A 16,355-nucleotide genomic window follows, 5' to 3' on the forward strand; every position below is an offset into this window, starting at 1 on the left:
GGGATGAAATCTACGCATTCCCTGATTATTCTCGCGCTGGCAGGCTCAGGTGGTCAGGCGTTGGCAGGTGGTATTGATCTGTATGAAGCGGGTCAGGAAGGCGCGGGACTGGCGAATGCCGGTTCGGCGGCGCTGGCCACTGACCCGAGCGTGTTGATGAGTAACCCGGCCGGGATTGCCGCACTCAAAGGCACGCAAATCAGCCTGACCGGCCAGGCCATACTCGGTGGCCTCGGTTTTGATCGCGACAGCGACAATGACTTCTCTGGCAACGAGGGCGGCAATCCACTGCCGATCCTGCCGGGTACCAGTTTTTTTATCAGCCATGAGATCAATGACCGCGCCAGTATCGGCTTCGGCATGTATGGCAACTTCGGCCTGAGCGTGAAATACGACGATGACTGGGCCGGCCGCTACTTCAGCCAGGAATCGACGCTGATCGGCATTTCGATGCAACCGACCTTCGCCTACAAGATTACCGACGACCTGTCGATGGGCATCGGCCCGCGTCTGGTCTATGGCTACTACTACACAAAAATGGCCATCGACAATAACGCCTTCCTGCCGGGCACACCGTTCCAGGAAGATGGCAAGTTGCAGTACAAGGACACCGACATCGGCACCGGCATCAATCTGGGCCTGCGCTATCAGGTCAATGAGCGCACCACCGTCGGTCTGGCCTACACCAGCAAGGTCAAACTGGAGTTCAAGGACTCACCTTCCGTTCATGGCATCCGCAATCCGCTGCTCAATCTGGCGCTGTCGCGGCTGGACGTCGACGACCTGGAAATCGACATGAACATCCCGCAGACCGCGACCCTGAGCATTGCCCATCAGTTGAGCGAACAGTGGACACTGTTGAGTTCGGTGAACTGGCAGGACTGGAGCGACTTTGCCGACATCGGCGTGTCGGTGGACAGCGCCGCCGGCGACGTATCACGTTCGGTCGACCGCAAGTATCAGGACACCTGGCACCTGTCGATCGGCGCGCAAAACCAGATCAGCCCGAAACTGCGCTGGAACATGGGCGTGGGTTACGACAGCTCGGCGGTGAAGGACAAGGACCGCACCGTCGACAACCCGATGAACGACACATGGCGACTGGCGACCGGGTTGAGTTACAAACTCGCCGAAGACACCGACCTCAACCTCAATTACACGCTGGTCTGGCTGGGAGATATGGACGTGCAGCAGACCAAGCGCAACGGGCAGACGCTGTCGGGGAGTTATCCCAATAGCGCGCTGCACATTGTTGGCGGAGGGGTGACCTGGCGGTTTTGAGTCACATAGGGGCGCGTTCTAGCGAGAAAAGGACTCGGCGAGCCAGGCATAGCCGTTTTCAAAAGATGTTTGGCAATGCTTTGTCTGGATGGCAAGCAATGGTTTCATACTTGGTTATTAGCTTGCCATTACTGGATATCCAGAAGTTCAACGTCGAAGATAAGTTCCGAATTAGGCGGGATGAGACCGGGGTGGCCCCGTGTTCCATAGCCGTAATCAGGAGTAATTGTCAGCTTGCTGCGTTCTCCTAGACTCATTTGAGCAATACCCACGTCCCAGCCTTTAATAGCCTGTCCGTCACCAATTCTGAATTTAAAGGGTTGACCTCTGTCCTTACTTGAGTCGAACTTCTTACCATCTGTCAAAGTACCGGTGTAATGAATTACGACCGTTTGTCCACGCTTCGGGTATATAACGCCGTCGCCGGTTTGAATCACTTCTACAGTAACACCCATTTTAAGTCTCCTTGAATGAGGGCAAAGTTATCGCAGCAGCACCGCTACAGTGCTTTCATATTCAAGGATCGGATGATGAATTTGACCTGTCATAAATGACAGGTTTTTAGGTTGTTTGGCGATAGGCATGCTGTTACTCAGACACTTTGGTTTCTTGGGACCTGAGTAGCTCGTTCAAAAATCAATGGCTCGTCATGCTTCCACGCAAATCCCCTGGCAAATCAGATTCAACACACTCCGCATATGCCGGGCATGAGCGTCCCGATCGGGCACCGCCTCGGTCGCCAAGCGAACAAATGCCATGTTCGCGTATTGATTGAAGAGCGTGGCAGCCACTTCGATATCGACTGACTTGCGGACCTTGCCCAACCGCTGAAAATGCTCAAGTAAAGCCTTGGTTTCTTCAATGACAGCGGCATTCCATGGACTCAAGGCCTGCGCCAATTCACCCGTCAGCAGAAACGGCGCCAATTCCCGCCACAAAGAAGCTGGCATCGCCGCTAGCTGGTAATCGGTCATCAGCCCTTCGAACTCGCACAACGCCTCCAGCGGATCGCTGTCTGCGTCCAGATTCGCCCGGGCCTCGCGCATGGCCTGCTCGTCGGGTTGTTTGAGCAAAGCCAGCAGAATTTCCTGCTTGCCGCCGAAGTAATTGACCACCGTCGGCGCGGAAACGCCGGCCTGTACGGCGATCTGCTCCAGCGTGGTCGCCGCGAAACCGTTGCTTTTGAACAGCTCAAGCGCCGCTGCGGCGATGACTTCCCTGCGCTGTTCCTTCTGCCGTTCTCTGAGTCCGCTCATGTTGCCTCTGATGATCCTTGCGTGTCGGGCTCAGCCTACGGCGATATTTTTTCACCGACAAATATTTTCTTTACAAAAATATTTTTAAGTGACAAAACTTTACTCGCACATCACAGGAATGAACGCACTCACTCATCCCGTTTATCTGGAGATCAGCCATGTCCGCCGAATTCGACCGCACCACCCGCGATTACCAAGCTGCCGACGCGGCCCACCACATCCACGCGTTCGTTGATCAAAAGGCCCTCAACGAGGAAGGCCCGCGGGTGATGGTTAGCGGTGATCGGCTGGCGTTGTGGGACAACGACGGCAATCGTTATCTGGACGGCATGTCCGGCCTGTGGTGCACCAACCTCGGTTACGGGCGCAAGGATCTCGCCGCTGCCGCGACTGCGCAGCTGGAACAACTGCCCTACTACAACATGTTCTTCCACACCACTCACCCGGCGGTGATCGAGCTGTCCGAACTGCTCTTCAGCCTGTTGCCCAAGCACTACAGCCACGCGATCTACACCAACTCCGGTTCCGAAGCCAACGAAGTGCTGATCCGTACCGTGCGCAAATTCTGGCAGGTCATGGGCAAACCCGAGAAGAAAATCATGATCGGCCGCTGGAACGGCTACCACGGCTCGACCCTGGCCGCGACGGCGCTCGGCGGGATGAAGTTCATGCATGAGATGGGCGGCACCATTCCCGATGTGGCGCATATCGATGAACCGTACTGGTTCGCCCACGAAGGTAACCTCAGCCCGGAAGAGTTCGGCCTGCAAGCCGCGCGGCAACTGGAAGACAAGATTCTCGAACTGGGCGCCGACAAGGTCGCAGCGTTCGTCGCCGAACCGTTCCAGGGCGCGGGCGGCATGATCATTCCGCCGGCGACGTACTGGCCGGAGATTCAGCGCATCTGCCGTCAATATGACGTGTTGCTGTGTGCTGACGAAGTGATTGGCGGTTTCGGCCGCACCGGTGAATGGTTCGCCCATCAGACGTTCGGTTTTGAGCCGGACACGCTGTCGATCGCCAAGGGCCTGACCTCCGGTTACATCCCCATGGGCGGTTTGATTCTGTCGCGGCGCATGGCCGAGGCGCTGGTGGAAAAGGGCGGCGTGTTTGCCCACGGCCTGACCTATTCCGGCCACCCGGTGGCCGCCGCTGTGGCGATTGCCAACCTCAAGGCCTTACGCGATGAGGGCGTAGTCACTCAGGTGAAAACCGACACCGGCCCGTACCTGCAAAACTGCCTGCGCGAGGTGTTTGGCAACCACCCGTTGGTGGGTGAGATTCAGGGCGTTGGCCTGGTGGCGGCGTTGCAGTTCGCTGAAGACAAGGCCAGCCGCAAGCGCTTTGCCAATGAAAACGACATCGCCTGGCGTTGCCGCACGATTGGTTTTGAGGAAGGGCTGATCATTCGATCGACACTGGGACGGATGATCATGGCGCCGGCGCTGGTGGCCACGCGCACGGAGCTGGATGAGTTGATCGACAAGACGCGGATTGCGGTGGATCGCACGGCGCGGGAGTACGGGGTGCTGTGATCGTCTGAGGACGTACCTGTCTTCTGGGAACGCAACAAATCCCTGTGGGAGCTGGCTTGCCAGCGATGGCGATAGTTCAGACACTTCATTATCGAATGGGCTGGCCCCATCGCTGGCAAGCCAGCTCCCACAGGGATCTACAGCGGACACGAATTCTGCATACCCCGTAGCCCCCTGTAGGAGTGAGCCTGCTCGCGATGGGGCCTGTAGAGTAGAAAATCGGTGGTAGATCGTTCCCGCCGATTACTCCGCGCCCCGCTTGGTGTTAAATAGGCGCCAGTCTTAACCTTGTCGCTAAAGCCGTGCAACGAGAACCGCTATGAACACCTATTCCAAGAAAAACACCTCTACTCCAACAGCGGTGACCGCATGATCGAAGTCACCGAAGTTTCCATTGCCCAACTGCGCGCCGCGCTTGAGTCCGGCCAGACCACCTCGGTCGAGCTGGTGCAGGCTTATCTGGCCCGAATCGATGCCTACGACGGTGCCGACACCCCGACGGCGCTGAATGCCGTAATCGTGCGCAACCCTGAAGCGCTGAACGAAGCGCGAGCGTCCGATGCGCGCCGTGCCAAAGGCGAAACCTTCGGCCCGCTCGACGGTATTCCTTACACCGCCAAAGACAGCTATCTGGTCAAGGGCCTGACCGCCGCGTCCGGCAGCCCGGCCTTCGCTGATCTGGTTGCCTATCGCGATGCCTTCACCATCGAACGCCTGCGCGCGGCCGGGGCGATTTGCCTGGGCAAGACCAACATGCCGCCGATGGCCAATGGCGGCATGCAACGCGGCGTCTACGGTCGCGCCGAAAGTCCTTACAACGCCAATTACCTGACCGCGCCGTTTGCTTCCGGCTCGTCGAACGGTGCCGGCACCGCCACTGCCGCGAGTTTCGCCGCGTTCGGTCTGGCTGAAGAAACCTGGTCGAGCGGACGTGGCCCGGCGTCGAACAATGGTTTGTGCGCCTACACCCCGTCGCGCGGTGTGATCTCGGTGCGCGGCAACTGGCCGTTGACCCCGACCATGGACGTGGTCGTGCCTTACGCACGGACCATGGCCGATCTACTGGAAGTCCTCGACATCGTCGTGGCCGAAGACCCGGACACCCGTGGCGACCTCTGGCGCCTGCAACCGTGGGTGCCGATCCCCAGCGTCAGCGAAGTGCGCCCCGCCGCTTACGCCGATCTGGCCGCCGACGCCAAAGCACTGGCCGGCAAGCGTTTCGCCGTGCCGCGCATGTTCATCAATGCCGACCCTGAAGCCGGCACCAGCGCAGCACCGGGCATTGGCGGCCCGACCGGCCAGCGCATCAACACCCGCGCCTCGGTGATCGACCTGTGGAAGCAGGCGCGGGAGGCCCTCGAAGCCGCCGGCGCCGAAGTCATCGAAACCGACTTTCCGCTGGTCTCCAACTGCGAAGGCGATCGTCCCGACGCGCCGACCGTGTTCAGCCGTGGTCTGGTCTCGAAAGAGTTCCTTCACCATGAACTGTGGGACCTGACCGCGTGGGCGTTCGACGACTTCCTGCAAGCCAACGGCGACCCGAAGTTGAATCGTCTGGTCGATGTCGACGGGGCGAAGATCTTCCCGCACGAACCGGGCACGTTGCCCAACCGTGAAGGTGATCTGGTCGCGGGCATGGATGAATACGTGCGCATGGCCGAGCGCGGCATCACGCCGTGGAATGAAATTTCCACTGTGCCCGATGGCTTGCGCGGTCTGGAGCAGACTCGACGTATCGATCTCGAAGACTGGATGGACAAGTTGGGCCTCGACGCCGTGCTGTTCCCGACGGTCGCTGACGTCGGCCCGGCAGACGCCGATGTCAATCCTGAGTCGGCCGACATCGCCTGGAGCAACGGCATCTGGGTGGCCAACGGCAACCTCGCGATCCGCCACCTCGGCGTGCCGACCGTCACCGTGCCGATGGGCGTGATGGCCGACATCGGCATGCCGGTCGGCCTGACCTTCGCCGGCCGCGCCTACGACGACTCGAACCTGCTGCGCCTGGCCGCCGCGTTTGAATCGACCGGCAGCAAACGCCAGATCCCGCCACGTACGCCGCCATTGTCGTAACGCGATCAAAACTGTAGGAGTGAGCCTGCTCGCGATGGCGGTGTGTCAGCCTGGATAAACTTGACTGACACGCCGCCATCGCTGGCAAGCCAGCTCCCACAGGTTTCAGCTCCAGTCACAAAACCTCATTCAACCCAATACTCTGTGGGAGCGAGCCTGCTCGCGAAAGCGGTGTATCAGCCGAAACAAATGTTGCCCGATGTACCGCCTTCGCGAGCAAGCTCGCTCCCACAGTTTTTTGTGTGATGCCAAGATTGGCGGGTACGCCATAGATAACTGTGGGAGCTGGCTTGCCAGCGATGGCGTCAGCGCATTCACAACCTCATGACCTGACAGCCACAGCAATTCAGCACATCCGCTCAATCCCCTGCCTTGCAATCCCGAGATCATCCCAGCCACCTTAATTGCCGCTGGCCACTGACCATGATCGACCGCGCCCCTTTGCGTCTCACCCTCCTTGCGCTGCTCTGCGGTCTGAACCCAACCGCCCACGCCAGCGGTTTTTTCGACGACGCCAAAAGTGAAGTGCTCAGCCGTAACTTCTTCCTCAGCAACGACTATCGCTCGCCCTCGCCGTCCGGAAAAAACTACAAACAGGAATGGGCTCAAGGCTTTATCGGGACTTTCTCATCTGGATTCACATCCGGCACAGTTGGTTTCGGCATCGATGCCCACGCCTTCGCCGGGTTGAAACTGGACGGTGGCAAAGGCCATTCCGGGACCGGTCTGCTGCCAGTCGACAGCGAAGGTCGCAGCGAAAATGACTATTCCAGCGCGGGCGGCGCACTCAAGCTGAAAGCCTCGCGCACCACCCTCGCCTTTGGTGAAATGACCGTCGAAACCCCGGTGTTCGACACCTCCGACAAACGCCTGCAACCGGAGTACGCCACCGGTTTTCTGCTCAACAGCGCCGAGTTCGACCACGTCAATCTGATGGCCGGGCATTTCACCGCGTTCAAGAATCAGGACAGCTCATCGGGCAAAGGCGATTTCTACGGCTATGGCGCCAACACCGAGGCCGGCGGGATCAGTTTTGTTGGCGCCGATCTGTTCAGCGATAGCCCCATCGGTGGCGCGCTGTACGCCTCAGATCTCAGCGACACTTGGCACCAGTACTACGGCAATCTGCACTTCAAGCAATCCGGCGTGCTGCTCGACGCTAACCTTTACCACACCCGCGACACTGGCCAGGCGCTGGCTGGCGCCATCGACAACACCGCGTTCAGCCTGTCCGGAAAATACGCCTTCGGCCCCCACGCGGTAATGCTCGGCTGGCAACGGATCAACGGCGACACGCCGTTCGACTTCGTCGGTGGCGACTCGATCTACCTCGCCAACTCAATCAAATACGCCGACTTCAACGGCGCCAACGAACGCTCCTGGCAAGCGCGCTACGACCTCGACCTCGGTGCATTCGGCGTCCCCGGCCTGAGCTTCATGACCCGCTACGTCAGCGGCAGCCACATCGACGGCACCCACGCACCGCAGGGCGGCGCGTATAACCCGTTCGACGCGCAAAGCGGCAGTTACCAGCCGCAGCAAGGTGATGGCGGTAAACACTGGGAACGCGATATCGATTTGAAATACATCGTCCAGTCGGGCGCGGCGAAGGATCTGTCAGTGCAGGTTTCGCATGTATCGCACCGGGCCAACGAGGCGCAGGCTGGCGATGACATTGACCGGATTTACGTGGTGATTCAGTACCCGTTGGGCTTCTGACAAAACACGGGAATTTGCGCGCTGATAGCCGCAACATCAAAAGGCGACCGTCGGATGGAAGCGCAGCGCAATCTCCAAGGTTGTTTCGGTTTCGACCCGACCTCTTCCAACATACCACCCGTCGGATTCCAGCCCGCACCTGTCAGATCTGACAGGTGCGCAATCGCGTCAATGCGCTTTCAATCATTCCGTCACCTTCCCGACGGAGCACGCCCGCATGTCCGACTCAGAAATTTATGCCTTGAAGCGCTTGCATTTCCCCGCCTCGTCCACCCTTGATCCCGAGGATGGCTACGACGGAGGCATCCCCATTCGTGCAGTGGAAAACGGTTTGCAAGTGGTCATCCCCGCCTGGCTAAAAATGGAACTCCAGCAGCATGTCGAATTCTTCTGGAACAACCCTAAAGATCCGGTGTGGAGCAAGACCCTTGAGCACGAGTCCGAGCTCAATCGGGATGTGGCCTTTACCTTGCCCAAGGATTTTGTGATCGATGGTGAAGTCATCGACGTGTTCTACAAGGTCACCGGCAAGAACATTCCTGACGAAGAATCCACCCCCCGCTTGAAGCTGCTGGTCAAACTCACCCGCCCCGGTGGATACGATGACATCCCCGGCGATGACGGCCACTCCGACCTGAATTTTTCCCTCGACCGCTACGAAGTCGACCAGGACTTTTCGGAAACCGACGTGGTGACGATGCGCATCTTCACCTACCGCAACCTGACTGAATACGACCGCATCCACGCCCGTTGGGGCAGTCACAAAGTGGTTCATCTCGTCACCCCGGATCAAGCGCGTGATCCGGATCAATACCCCATCGACATCACTTTCGATTACGACCTGATCAAAGCCGCCGGCGATGGCTCCGCGGTGGCCGTGGCGTTTCAGGTGGTCGACCGCTGCGGCAACTACCCGGACGAGCGCGCACCGTGGTCGGCCCTAAAGCGGGTGCTGGTGGACATGAACGGTGACCGCCTCGACCCACCGCTGGTGCTGGTCAAAGGCCAGCCGACCGATCGCGTGGACCTCGACACACTGGGTGACGACGACGTCATCGTTCGCGTGTACACGACGGCTAAAGACTTTGCCGTGAACGATGAAGTGCTCCTGACCTGGACCGGCACCCCCGCGCAAGGCCCGCAAATCATCGTTGGCCCGTTATCGAAAACGGTGGAGTTCGTGCCCTTTCAGCTCGACTTCATCATCCCCAACGAAGCCGTGCGCGCCATCGCCAAGGGCAGCGCATCGGTGGGCTTTGTCCGGCGCCGCGAGAATGCGTCCGACATCCCCTCGAAAAACGCCAGCGTCAGCGTTGTCGGCGACATCAGCCAACTGCTTGCGCCTACCGTTGACGAGGCGCCGGGCGGGACGTTGCCAGTCGATACGCCGTGGGCGACGGTACGTATTCCGTCGTACATCGGCCGCAACGGCAGTGATCTGCTGAACCTGATCTGGGAAGCGCAGGTGCCTGGCGGCGATACCGTCTACTACGAGGACCCACGCCAGGTCGGCAACATCGCGGATGGCGAGCCCGTCTTGCGCAACGTGAGCCAGACCGAAATCCAGCGTTTCGATGGCTTGAGCGTCAAGGTCTACTACGTCGTCACCAACAGAGAAAACCTCCTGCTGAGCGTGCGCGATTCACTGCCGTTCATCATGCAGGTGGGCGTGCCGAAGCCGATCTTTGATCGCCCGGAAGTCGAAGGAGCAGACGCCAATGACGTGCTGGACCCGGACAAGGTGCCACCGATCGGCGCAACGCTGGTGGCGCCCTTCCTCGGCACCCAGGACAAGGATCGCGTGACCTACCGCTGGCGCGGCTCGGCCAGCGGCGGCAGCACCAGTGATTATCTGGACATGATCCCGGCCACGATGGGCAAACCGGTGAAGTTCACGGTGGGCAAGGCATTCGTGACTGCCAATCGCAACGGCACGGTGGTGGCGGATTACAGTATTCAGCGAGGGGGAGAAACGTTGGGGCATTCGCAGGAGTTGAAACTGCGGATTGGGGTGGCGTTGGATCTTAAAGATCCCGAGATCAAAGAAGCACCTAACAACATCCTGCAACCCATCGCCGCCAAAGATACCCTGACTGCTATTGTCCGGGCTTATCCGGACATGATCGGTACACAGGTGAGCGTGACGTGGACAGGTACGCCGGGTGAAGGCAGCAAAACTGAAGGCCCGATAGATGTAACTGCACAGGAGGATTTGGAGGTACCGCTGCCCAACTCGCTGGTTGCGTTCAACCTGGGTAAAACAGTCAGGGTGATTTACACCGTCATTCGCAATGGTGTACCGCAAGACTCGGACGAGTTAATCATGACTGTGTTGCCGATTGCTGATGGCGACCAGAATTTACCGACGCCGAGTATTGATGGTGCAGTGGGTGATGAGCTGGATGTGGCACGGCTGGAGGAAGGTGCGCAACTGCGAATTGAAAAATGGATGTTGCAGGCTGTGGGCCAGTGCATCTGGCTGCGTTACGTCGGGACTGACCAGAACGGTGAGGCTGTAGAGAAAGTGTTTTGGGCAGGTGAAGTGCATCAACAGGCGGAGGGGTTGGTGACGGCGGCGCAGGTTGCTTGGTTGCAGGAACGCGAGGATGGAAGTCCGCTTAAGATTGCGTTCAAGTTGAACTATGACAAGGTTGCGAATGCTGATACGGCGGTTGATTTTCCGATAAAAACTTACACCATTAATGCCTGCAGGTCACTGGAGATAGACACTACCCCCATGATGCTTGATGGAGTCCACTTGTACCCCGCACCCGCACCATTTGCTCCCCCCTTTGAAGCAACGGCGTACTTACCCGACAACGCGCAACAATCCCGAGCAGCACAGGGCGGCTATCCACCGTACGAATATCTCACCTCGAACCCCAACGTCGCCTCCGTTGATGCAACAACCGGCTACGTGGTCTCGACAGGAATCGGAACAGCAATGATCAGCGCGCGGGACACGAAAGGACAGACCGTCAAATATCAGGTGACATGCGAACACGTGTATGAGCTTATTGTGAGCGAAGAAACATTCTTTAACTACTCCTACGCCAGAGGATGGGCGACCCGGAACGGAGCGCAATTGTTTTCAGTGGAAGACGACCCTATACAACAGGCCCTGATCATCGCGATAACCTATGGGTTCCAGAAACCAGGAACCACCGAGCCGCATACATGGGCCCTCGCCCAATTTGTACCCGGGGTAATCTCACCCACCGGGCAAACCGCCCAATGGGAGGCCGACCCCAAAACCCCCGGCATGCGTGTTATGAATGGCCAACATGGTCACTACTTTATTGCCATGGCCTACCGCCCAAAGGCCACTATGCCCACCAACCACATAGATCCCTAACCCCCCCCGATGTATACCAAGGGCGTTGATACGAAAACCGGTAGTCCACTCCAAACACCTCCTTCGCGGGATGTCGTTCGAGGCTTGCTCCTCAAGCTGGCCGTTTTTCGATGATGAGATTTTTAACACGGCGGGGGTTATTGCGCGGGGTAACGCTTTCGCAAGAAAGTGAAGCCCCGTTCAATGCGCGCTACAAAAGGTTTTGTCGGGATGGTTCTCCAACTCCAGTTCCTCAAACAGCCGGTTGATTGTTCGGACCGCTTCACGCAGCTTGTGTCGGGTGGGCGTCAGGACAGGCACACTACGCCCTCGAACACGCCTCCGTTTACCTGAACTGCGCCGAAGCCCTCGCCCATCAAGCCCCCACCGCCACCCGTCTGGAACACAGCGGTTCACTGCACTGGGCCAGCCAGCAAATGCTTGGCACCGCCCGCGCATTGATACTGGCCTCCGTCGCCGGGCTGCACGCCGCGCAGGCAGGATGTGAAGCATGAGTCCGCACATTTCGATGACCCTCAACGAAGACAGCATCCCCGTGTTACTGGTCTCCACCGAAGCCTCGCTGGATGTCCTGCACGGCAGCGCGGCCAGCCGTTTTCTCGCGGTAACGCAGATGATGGAGTCTGGCCAGCCTGGATATCTCGTCCGCCAAAGGTGCCGATGTGCAGCAACTGGCCCATGCAGCGGCGATGTTGTTGCGTGATGGCTGTGACGTGATGGATGTGTTGGGGCGGCAGATTCGTTTGCGGGTCTGATGGCGGCAAGATCAAAAGATCGCAGCCTTCGGCAGCTCCTACACCGATCCCTGTAGGAACTGCCGAAGGCTGCGATCTTTTGCTTTTCAAGCGAGGTCGAGTCATACCTCTGAAACACCTTCAAATAACAATATTTCTCGTTTGACACTAAATCACAGCCGTACCCCTCGTCTTTGAACAAACGGAATTTTTCCCTCGAAGACAAGGAGTCGGCTGCGATGTTCGCGCCCATTACCCGTTCCATGACCCTCACCCTCGGCCTGTGCAGCGCTGCATTGAGCGCCGATCTGCTAGCTGAAATCGAAGCCGAAAAACCGCCGCAGCCCACTGACACAGCGCTGGAACTGGCCGCGACCAACGTCAGCGCGCAAGGCCTGGGCACCACCACCGAAAACACCGAGTCCTACACCACTGGCGCGATGAGCACGGCGACGCGCCTGAACCTGTCGATCAAGGAAACCCCGCAATCGGTTTCAGTGATCACCCGTCAGCAGATGGATGATTTCAAACTCGGTACATTGACCGAAGCCATGCGCCAGACCACGGGCGTGGTGGTGCAGCATCTGGATTCGGATCGGGTCAGCTATTCCTCGCGCGGTTATGCGATCAACAACTTCCAGATCGACGGGATGCTCAACACCTTCGATCGCATGAAGTCCGATTCCGACACCATCATTTACGACCGCATCGAGGTGGTGCGCGGTGCCACGGGACTGACCACGGGGGCCGGTGATCCATCGGCGACGATCAACATGGTGCGCAAGCGTCCGACCGCGCAGTGGCAGGCGCTGGCCGGGGTCAGTGGCGGCAGCTACGACAATTACTACAGCTACGTCGACGTCGGCGGGCCGCTGGCGTTCGACGGTCGCCTTCGCGGACGCACAGTGTTGGCGTATCGCGACAATCAGTCGATCAAAGACAAATACGCGCTGCAACGCGAGGTCGGTTATGGCGTGCTGGAAGCCGATCTGACCGACTCTACTGTGCTGGCGGTCGGTTACGACTATCAGAACAAACATGTGCAAGGCTCGTCCTGGGGCACCGTGCCCTACTGGAATGCCGATGGCAGCAAGGCCGGACTGGGGCGTTCGACCAACATGGCGACGTCGTGGAGTTCCTGGCCGCTGCAAGACAAAACTGCGTTCGCCACCCTTGATCAGCAATTGGCCAGCGGCTGGCGTCTGAAAGCGGCGTACACCCACCGCGACAGCGCGAGCGACGGCAAGGTCTATTACGGCGGTGGCGGTTTCCCCGAGGCCGATCGCAGCGGCATGCTCGCCTACACCTCGCACATGATCGGCACACAGAAAATGCAGGCGTATGACTTCAACGTCTCCGGCCCCTATTCGCTGCTGGGCCGTGAGCACGAAATGATGTTCGGCTATGGCGAGGCCGAACGCCGTTCGAACTCGCCGTACACCATTGCAGGCGCACAACCCAGCGATTACGGAAAAATCCGCGACTGGAAATACATGGGCGATATCGCCAAGTTCCACGACACCGTCACCGACCTCACCGGTTCCAAAGACAATACCCGACAAAAAGCCGGCTACATCGCCACGCGCCTGAGCCTGACCGATGAGTTGCACGCGGTGCTGGGCAGTCGCTACGGCAGTTGGCAGGCGTCCAGCACCAGCAACCGTTACGACGCCAACCGGCAACTGACCAAGATCGATTACACGAGCCAGAAACAGAACGACGTCTGGACGCCTTACGCCGGCCTGCTGTACGACCTGACCCCGGAATACACGGCGTACGTGAGTTACACCGACATCTTCAAACCCCAGGGCAACCGCGACAAGAACCGCAAATACATCGACCCCGTGGTCGGCAAAAACTATGAAGTGGGCGTCAAAGGCAGTTTGCTCGAGGAACGCCTGAACCTGTCCACGGCACTGTTCTGGAGCAAACAGGACAATGTCGCCGAACTCGACAACTCGGTCCCGGCGGATCCGGTTACCCGTGAGCAGTTCTACAAATCCGGCGGCAAGGGCAATAAGGTCAACGGCTTTGAGGCCGAAGTGTCCGGCGAAATCCTGCAGGGCTGGAACATGACCGCCGGTTACACCTACACCCACTCGGTCGACGGCGACAGCGAGCGCACCAACACCAGTGAGCCGATGAATCTGTTGCGCGTCTCCACCGCGTACCGTCTGCCGGGCGAGTGGCAGGCGCTGACCGTAGGTGGTGCGGTGAACTGGCAAAGTGATGTGTATGGCACGTCGAACCGACCGGTCGGTGCCGACACCGAAGAAGCGCGAATCAACCAGAGCGCCTACACCGTGGTCAACCTGATGTCGCGCTACGCGTTCGATCGGCACCTGTCGGCGTCGCTGAACGTCAACAACCTGTTCGACAAGAAGTACTACGACAACGTCGGCTTTTATAACGGCGTGTACTGGGGTGATCCGCGCACGGTAACGGTGAGTCTCGACTGGAAGCTCTAAGCCTTTCCCTTCGACGCGGCGTGCCTTCGCTCGATGGGTGCCGCGTCTGTCAGATATCGCCTCGCAACATGCTGCAAAACCTACACTGAATCGGCGTTAACCCCGTGTTAATTCATGCCACCCAGACTCTCTTCCGAGATCTGCTTCATGGACGAACGGCTCCCACTTGTTCAGTAGGAGGCACCATGAAAATCACTACCGCAATCCTTGCCGGGCTGTTTGCCCTGGGCTCCGCCAGCGTCTTCGCCGAGGGCGGCGCTGAGCGCATGCGTTATTACTACGACAACTTCCCGGTCCACCACGCCCAGAGCGAGCAGAAGAGCGACGCCAACGCGAAAGAAATTCGCGTTCCCGCCGATCAGACGGCGCAAGTGACCGAGTCTTACCGCGACCGGGATTGACCGAGCAACCGATGGACCTTCCGTGGCTCCGCTCTGGCCCGGGAGAAGACAGTTTGGCGCCCTGAATGGGGCGCCTTTTTTATGGGCGTGGAGCGGGGTGTTCGACCTTATGCTGTCGCGAGTTCGCAGATTGGGTTGGGTCAGCAAGATCCACCCCCCTCACCCCAGCCCTCTCCCCAAAGGGGCGAGGGGGAAAGGGAGCCGATTTTCATGCTTTTCAAAACCTGAGTTCGGCTCGATGTTTCAGGTCGGTGTACCTCGCCCAAACACCTCGATCAGTCCCCTCTCCCTCTGGGAGAGGGCCAGGGTGAGGGGCTTTCAGGCCTACAGGTTTTTGATCCAGAACAGCATCTGCCCATGAGCCGGGTCGAACATGCCTGGCGCGAAGCCGAATTTGCTGTAGGCATTCTGCGCGACGGCGTTGCCTTCCAGCACTTCGAGGGTGATCTTGCAGCAGCCGCGCTGGCGAGAGATTTCCTCGACTTTCTGCAGCATTTTCTGACTCAGGCCGAGGCCACGAAACTTGCCCACCACCGCCACGTCGTGGACGTTGACCAATGGTTTGCAGGCAAACGTGGAAAACCCTTCAAAGCAGTTCACCAGCCCCGCCGGCTCACCACCGACAAAGGCCAGCACGCTGAACGCATACGGGCGTCGTGCCAGTTCTTCGGGCAGCCGACGCAACAAGTCAGGGTCGAGCGAGTGACCGCCGCCCATGGGGTCTTCTGCGTAATGATTGAGCACGATACCGATGGCCTCGGCGTGCGTTGGATTGCTGTAGCTGGCTTGAAGCACAAGAATTTCTGCGGAATCCATTTCCATCCCCGAACACACAAAAGCCCCGGCGCGCAAAGTGCGCACTGAAAGGCTGTCTGACCTTAGCGCGGGGGTGATCGGGCGGGCAACCCGCAAATGCAAAAGATCTTTTGCTTTATCAGTGGCCCCAGATCAATTCTTCAGTCCAGCCCAGCTCGGCAAAATCTTCGGCGCGCAGGCCGCTCTCGCCGACACAGAAGAACTCATCCAGTTGCGGCGGGTTCACTGCGGTATCGCTGAGCATCGCGTGCACCTGACCACGGTGATGAATCTGATGTTCGAACAGGTGCGACAGCATGCGCAGACGACTCTCGTGCTGCGGCGTGTCACGGGCGATGGTGACGATCCGGGTCAGATCGGCATCGCGCAGTTGCTCGCAATAGGCGATCAGACGCCGATCAACGCGAGCCTGCTCTTCACGCAGTTGCGCGCCCTCGGTAAACGGTTCGTCCGCATTGAAAAACACGTAGCAGTCAGGATGCGGCTCGTCCCCGCGCAGCTCGCGCTCCAGTGCATCGACGTAAAACCAGTCGCAAGTGAGGATGTGATTGAGGGTCAGGCGAATGCTCGGAAAAAAGCTGGCCCGAGGCGCCGCCAGATCTGCCGCGCCAAGCTGCGACCAAACCTTGGCCAGTCGATGATTGGCCCAGGCATTCTGATAAGCCATGGTCAGCAAATGATGGGATAACGCTTGGCTCATGTCGGCGTCCTCTTCAC

12 protein-coding genes are annotated in these 16,355 nt (G+C 58.9%); 8 read left to right on the forward strand and 4 right to left on the reverse strand.

Going from position 1 to position 16,355, the window contains the following annotated elements; genetic code table 11:
- Positions 1-3 precede the first annotated feature (3 nt).
- Positions 4-1,281, forward strand: coding sequence for an OmpP1/FadL family transporter (locus tag ACZ0A4_RS09470; protein ID WP_463574293.1), 1,278 nt, complete (start codon positions 4-6; stop codon positions 1,279-1,281).
- 128 nt (positions 1,282-1,409) lie between these two features.
- On the opposite strand, the gene ACZ0A4_RS09475 is transcribed toward ACZ0A4_RS09470, so the two are convergent.
- Both ACZ0A4_RS09475 and ACZ0A4_RS09480 read right to left on the reverse strand, forming a co-directional pair.
- On the reverse strand, positions 1,410-1,736 hold the full coding sequence (locus tag ACZ0A4_RS09475; RefSeq protein WP_463574294.1) for an FKBP-type peptidyl-prolyl cis-trans isomerase: 327 nt from the start codon (positions 1,734-1,736) through the stop codon (positions 1,410-1,412).
- A 192-nt stretch (positions 1,737-1,928) separates the two neighbouring features.
- Positions 1,929-2,537 carry a TetR/AcrR family transcriptional regulator gene (locus tag ACZ0A4_RS09480; protein ID WP_463574295.1) on the reverse strand — a complete coding sequence of 203 codons (609 nt, stop codon included), beginning with the start codon at positions 2,535-2,537 and terminating at the stop codon, positions 1,929-1,931.
- A 158-nt stretch (positions 2,538-2,695) separates the two neighbouring features.
- Here ACZ0A4_RS09480 and ACZ0A4_RS09485 point away from each other — a divergent pair, with 158 nt between their 5' ends.
- The 7 genes from ACZ0A4_RS09485 (at position 2,696) to ACZ0A4_RS09515 (ending at position 14,822) form a co-directional block, all read left to right on the forward strand.
- Positions 2,696-4,072: an aspartate aminotransferase family protein gene (locus ACZ0A4_RS09485; RefSeq protein WP_463574296.1), complete on the forward strand. Its 1,377-nt coding sequence runs from the start codon at positions 2,696-2,698 to the stop codon at positions 4,070-4,072.
- A 369-nt stretch (positions 4,073-4,441) separates the two neighbouring features.
- Positions 4,442-6,145 carry an amidase gene (locus tag ACZ0A4_RS09490; protein ID WP_463574297.1) on the forward strand — a complete coding sequence of 568 codons (1,704 nt, stop codon included), beginning with the start codon at positions 4,442-4,444 and terminating at the stop codon, positions 6,143-6,145.
- A gap of 423 nt (positions 6,146-6,568) precedes the next feature.
- On the forward strand, positions 6,569-7,864 hold the full coding sequence (locus ACZ0A4_RS09495) for an OprD family porin (RefSeq protein WP_463574298.1): 1,296 nt from the start codon (positions 6,569-6,571) through the stop codon (positions 7,862-7,864).
- A 217-nt stretch (positions 7,865-8,081) separates the two neighbouring features.
- A complete protein-coding gene (locus ACZ0A4_RS09500) occupies positions 8,082-11,219 on the forward strand; it encodes a hypothetical protein (protein WP_463574299.1) in 3,138 nt (1,045 codons plus the stop codon).
- A gap of 248 nt (positions 11,220-11,467) precedes the next feature.
- Entirely contained in the window at positions 11,468-11,713 is a 246-nt protein-coding gene (locus ACZ0A4_RS09505) for a hypothetical protein (RefSeq protein WP_463574300.1), read from the forward strand.
- Between the two features lie 479 nt (positions 11,714-12,192).
- On the forward strand, positions 12,193-14,421 hold the full coding sequence (locus tag ACZ0A4_RS09510) for a TonB-dependent siderophore receptor (RefSeq protein ID WP_463574301.1): 2,229 nt from the start codon (positions 12,193-12,195) through the stop codon (positions 14,419-14,421).
- A gap of 185 nt (positions 14,422-14,606) precedes the next feature.
- Positions 14,607-14,822, forward strand: a complete 216-nt coding sequence (locus ACZ0A4_RS09515; protein ID WP_463574302.1) for a hypothetical protein — start codon at positions 14,607-14,609, stop codon at positions 14,820-14,822.
- 324 nt (positions 14,823-15,146) lie between these two features.
- Here the strand turns inward: ACZ0A4_RS09515 and ACZ0A4_RS09520 are convergent, their stop codons facing one another.
- Both ACZ0A4_RS09520 and ACZ0A4_RS09525 read right to left on the reverse strand, forming a co-directional pair.
- Entirely contained in the window at positions 15,147-15,638 is a 492-nt protein-coding gene (locus ACZ0A4_RS09520) for a GNAT family N-acetyltransferase (protein ID WP_463574304.1), read from the reverse strand.
- Positions 15,639-15,756: 118 nt separating this feature from the next.
- Positions 15,757-16,338: a DinB family protein gene (locus tag ACZ0A4_RS09525; protein WP_463574305.1), complete on the reverse strand. Its 582-nt coding sequence runs from the start codon at positions 16,336-16,338 to the stop codon at positions 15,757-15,759.
- Positions 16,339-16,355: the final 17 nt, after the last annotated feature.

The sequence above is a fragment of the Pseudomonas sp. AC172 genome, assembly GCF_979258595.1.

What these genes read in the sequence shown, in the direction of transcription:
- ACZ0A4_RS09470 (WP_463574293.1), top strand. Translation starts at nt 4, where the DNA reads ATGAAATCTACGCATTCCCTGATTATTCTCGCGCTGGCAGGCTCAGGT.
- ACZ0A4_RS09475 (WP_463574294.1), bottom strand. Translation starts at nt 1,736, where the DNA reads ATGGGTGTTACTGTAGAAGTGATTCAAACCGGCGACGGCGTTATATAC.
- ACZ0A4_RS09480 (WP_463574295.1), bottom strand. Translation starts at nt 2,537, where the DNA reads ATGAGCGGACTCAGAGAACGGCAGAAGGAACAGCGCAGGGAAGTCATC.
- ACZ0A4_RS09485 (WP_463574296.1), top strand. Translation starts at nt 2,696, where the DNA reads ATGTCCGCCGAATTCGACCGCACCACCCGCGATTACCAAGCTGCCGAC.
- ACZ0A4_RS09490 (WP_463574297.1), top strand. Translation starts at nt 4,442, where the DNA reads ATGATCGAAGTCACCGAAGTTTCCATTGCCCAACTGCGCGCCGCGCTT.
- ACZ0A4_RS09495 (WP_463574298.1), top strand. Translation starts at nt 6,569, where the DNA reads ATGATCGACCGCGCCCCTTTGCGTCTCACCCTCCTTGCGCTGCTCTGC.
- ACZ0A4_RS09500 (WP_463574299.1), top strand. Translation starts at nt 8,082, where the DNA reads ATGTCCGACTCAGAAATTTATGCCTTGAAGCGCTTGCATTTCCCCGCC.
- ACZ0A4_RS09510 (WP_463574301.1), top strand. Translation starts at nt 12,193, where the DNA reads ATGTTCGCGCCCATTACCCGTTCCATGACCCTCACCCTCGGCCTGTGC.
- ACZ0A4_RS09515 (WP_463574302.1), top strand. Translation starts at nt 14,607, where the DNA reads ATGAAAATCACTACCGCAATCCTTGCCGGGCTGTTTGCCCTGGGCTCC.
- ACZ0A4_RS09520 (WP_463574304.1), bottom strand. Translation starts at nt 15,638, where the DNA reads ATGGATTCCGCAGAAATTCTTGTGCTTCAAGCCAGCTACAGCAATCCA.
- ACZ0A4_RS09525 (WP_463574305.1), bottom strand. Translation starts at nt 16,338, where the DNA reads ATGAGCCAAGCGTTATCCCATCATTTGCTGACCATGGCTTATCAGAAT.